Here is a 3,753-nt window from a genome sequence, read left to right on the forward strand (position 1 = left end):
CAGCGCGAGCGCCGCCGACGCCGGGATCGGCGCGACCGGCGACCAGTGCGTCTCGACCTTCACCGGGCTTTGCGCGAGCACGCCGCGCAACGAGGTTTCGAGGTCGACCACACTGCCGGGACCGGATTCACCGGTGAGGATCGCGAGATCGCGGCGGGCGTAGCCTGCGACCTCGGACGGATCCGTCGTTTCCCCGCGCTGGGCCACGGTGAGAAAGGTGGCCGCGGCCGTGTCGTGCAGCACGGCCAGATACTCCCGCTCCTGTAATCGTCGCTCCACGGCAAGGGATTCCTCACGGGTCAGCCGGGCCCGGCGCTCACGGAGATGGTCGATCCGGCGCGTGGTCCGCGACAACAGGAGGAAGGCGCCGCGGGCGAGGGTGGCTTCGATGAGCACTCGCAGGACCACCGAGAAGCCGTCCTCGAAGCCGAGCGGCACCACTTCGATCGCCAGCAGGCAGGCGATGGCGGGCACGGTGACCTTCGGTGGCCATTCCCATTGGAGGGTGATCGCGGTGAGGGTGAGCACGTTGAGCGCCCACTGGTTCAGCTCGCCCGCTTCGGGCGCGGTCAGGAACTGGGTGCCGCAGATCGCCCCGGCGCGCACAAAGGTCAGCGCGAACGCCACCGGCCTGCCCCGGCCCGTCTTCCCGACGACGTACTCGGCCACGGCGGTGATCAGGGCCAGCGCCAGCAGACCGAAGGCGAGCGGGAGCGCGCCCGACGGCGTGGCGAGCACGCCGAAAACGCTGATCACGAGCAGTCCGGCGCCCCTGGCCGGGCCGGCGAACCGGCCGACCACCCGAGAGAACTCCGCTTCGACGGAGGTCTCACGATCGGACGGCACGGCAGCAGTCAAACAGATGCCTCGAGCGTGCGCAGGTCCAGTACCCGCCAGGTGAGCGCCTCGTTCCCGCCCACCGACCACCACACGTACGGCCCCCGCGCCAGCACGGTGCCGAACTCCGCGGCCAGGTCGGCCAGCCTGCCGGTGGCGGTGTCGTAGAGGACGAGCACACCGCGGTCGTCGTCGACCACGACCGCGTACCGGTCGAGCACGACGACGTCGCCGAACGCGGGCCGGATCCCCTTCCCGCCGACCCGCCGTCGTTCGGAGCCGTCGGGTTTCATCAGGTCGAACCGCGCCGTCCCGCTCTGGCGCAGCACCTGGACCCGGCACCAGGACGGCGTGCAGTCGACCAGTTCGACGTTCTGCCCGCCGACCCGCGAGACCCGGCCGTCGCGGAGGTCCACCAGCTCCGACGGTCCCGCCTGCTCGACGGCGGCCGACGTCGCGAACGGCCAGGCGGTGAGCGCGAAGTCGCCGGGCAGTGGCGTGCTCGTCACGGGGCCGCCGGACAACGCGACCGTCCGCACCTCGGTGGCGTCGCCCCGCACGGCCACCCAGGACGCTCGGCCTTCGTGCACGACGAGGTCGTACTGGGAATCCAGGAGGACGACCCGCCCGGTGTCGGCGGTGACCAGGACCGGGTTCTCGCCGCGTGGCCCGGCGCGCCACAACGCGCCCGTCCCGGTGATGTCGGACAGTTCCAGCCACACCAGTGAGTCCGGGGAAGTGGCGAGAACGAACCGTGGCGAGCCCGAGAGCGGGACCTCGCGGAGCACTCGTTCTCCCAGCGTCAGCCGGAGCGAATCGCTCGCCCGGGTGATCCCGGCGGAGGTCCCGGAATCGAAGTACGCCAAGGGTGTGTAGGGCGAACCGGTGACGGTGTTCGCGGCGATCCGCGCGCCCGGCCACACGTCGGTGACCGACGCGGAGACCGGAGCCTTGACCGCCGGGACCGGCGCGGGCAGGACCACGACCACGACGGCGGCCACCGCCGCCAGCACCAGGCCGATCGGGGTGCAGTCACGGGGGATCACCGCACCACCGCGGGGGAGGAGCCGTTCGCGCGGAGGAGCGTGGGCGTGCCGGTGCCGTCGGCGAGGACGGAGTAGATCGCCTTGTCCCGCCCGTAGGCGACGGTCTTGTCGTCCAGCCACTGCGCCTGATCGTCGAGATGCGCCGGGTCCGCGAGCGGGACGTCACGTCCGTCCACAAGGGATAGTACGTGCAGCCGCCAGCGGTCGCCGTCACGGAACTTGTAGGCGACGCGCGTGCCGTCCGGCGAGAGGGAGGGACATTCGACGTTCTGCCGCACCGTGGTCAGCGTGCGACCGCGGAGATCGCCGCGGACCAGCCAGGTGCCACCCGCGGACCGGGCCGTGGCGTAGAAGGTCAGATCGTCGCGGGCGAAGGTCACGCCCCAGTAGTTCAGATCCTGGGCGGGGTAAGGCTTTCCGTCGACGGTGAGCGCGAAGTCCTCCAGTGAGCCGTAATGGTTCCCGGTGTCGAGGTCGTAGATCCCGGCGGTGGTGGAGAACGTGCCCACCCCGCCCAGATACGAGTCCCCGGCGCGGAACACCGTCCAGCCCACCAGCCGTCCGGAAGGCGACATCCGGACCCGCGACGGCATTCCCCACTCGGAGATCCGCCGCGGTTCCGCCCCCGGTTTCGTGACGATCAGCTCGGCCTGGTCGGGTACCGCCGTCGCGCGCAGGCACGCCAGGGTGCCCGCGGCGACGTCGACGCGCTGACAGGACGGGCCGACGCGGTCGTCCTGCCGGACGCGGCCCGATTCGTCGACGTACAGCAGCCCGCCTTGAGCGAGGTCGAGCCGCTGTTCCGCCACCGCGTCGCCGGTGCGGAGCCCGACGAACACCGCCCCGGCCACGACAGTGACCACGAGCGCCGCGACGCCCGCCCAGATCCGCTTCATGCCATCCTCGATCCGGCCAGTACCGACACCAGCAGCGCCACGGCGAACACCGCGAACGCGGGGGCCAGTGCCATCCCCGCCGCGAGCGCGCCGAACAGCACCGCACCGGCGGCCCTGGCCAGCGCCTGTCCGGTTTGGACGAACGCGAGACCGGTGGCCCGCAACGATTCCGGCACGTGCGGCGCCGCGTGTGCCATCAGCACGCCGTCCGTGCACGCGTAGAACACGCCGTGTGCCGCCAGGACGACCACCGCGACGAGCCACCCGGTCGCCGAAGCGGCCAGGACGACGTACGCGGCGAGCAACACGACGTGCCCGGCCAGGAACACCTTCCACCGCCCGAGCCGGTCCGCGAGCCGACCGATCGGCGACGCCAGCACCATGAACGTCAGCGCCGTCGCCAGTGGCAGCAAGGGAAGCGCTCCGGGCGGCAGCCCCGCGGACCGCTGCACGCCGACGAACAGGAACATGTCGCCGACCGTGCACACACCGAGAAGCGCCGCGGCCAGGCAGGTTCTGCGAAGCCCAGCCCCGCGCAGCAAGGCGAATCCGGCGCGCAACCGGACCCGCGACCGCTCGACGGTCCCGGCGGGGGCACGGACGAACACCGCCAGCACGATCACCGCGATCACGGCGAGGCAGAAGCTCACCCCGAACACCGCCGGGTAGTCGCCGACGAGCACGGTCAGCAGGCCGAAGGCGGCGATCGGCCCGAGCAGCGCGCCGGCGGTGTCCATGGCGCGATGGACCCCGAACGCGCGGCCCAGGCCGTCGGCCGGGGTGGCGAGGGTGATCATCGCGTCCCGAGGGGCGGTGCGGATGCCCTTGCCCGCCCGGTCCGCGCCGATCACCAGGCCGATCGCGCCGAGCGAGGACCCGGCGGCCGGAAAGGCGAGTTTGGTGGCCGCCGAAAGGCCGTAGCCCACCAGGGCGACGGCCTTCGGACGGCCGAGGCGGTCGGCGAAGTAGCCGCC

The 3,753-nt window shown here is 72.2% G+C and carries 3 protein-coding genes and 1 pseudogene (1 of these 4 only partly in view); all 4 read right to left on the bottom strand.

Features of this window, described 5'->3' with window-relative positions:
• Window positions 1-846: ATP-binding protein (locus AVR91_RS41535; RefSeq protein WP_228709488.1), on the bottom strand; the 846-nt coding region annotated here is incomplete at its 3' end.
• Window positions 847-854: 8 nt separating this feature from the next.
• The gene (locus tag AVR91_RS41540; protein ID WP_063270965.1) at window positions 855-1,883 is read right to left on the bottom strand and encodes a hypothetical protein; all 1,029 of its coding nucleotides are present in this window, start codon (window positions 1,881-1,883) and stop codon (window positions 855-857) included.
• Window positions 1,880-2,779 carry a TolB-like translocation protein gene (locus tag AVR91_RS41545; RefSeq protein ID WP_063270964.1) on the bottom strand — a complete coding sequence of 300 codons (900 nt, stop codon included), beginning with the start codon at window positions 2,777-2,779 and terminating at the stop codon, window positions 1,880-1,882. Before AVR91_RS41545 ends, AVR91_RS41540 begins: the two co-directional genes overlap by 4 nt.
• A pseudogene (locus tag AVR91_RS41550) lies at window positions 2,776-3,753 on the bottom strand (MFS transporter) (it continues 160 nt past the right edge of the window). Before AVR91_RS41550 ends, AVR91_RS41545 begins: the two are co-directional and overlap by 4 nt.

Source organism: Amycolatopsis keratiniphila subsp. keratiniphila, from assembly GCF_001620365.2.
Classification (GTDB): domain Bacteria; phylum Actinomycetota; class Actinomycetes; order Mycobacteriales; family Pseudonocardiaceae; genus Amycolatopsis; species Amycolatopsis keratiniphila.

Excerpts from the sequence above, each read along its gene's own strand:
- AVR91_RS41545 (WP_063270964.1), bottom strand. The coding sequence starts at position 2,779 with ATGAAGCGGATCTGGGCGGGCGTCGCGGCGCTCGTGGTCACTGTCGTG.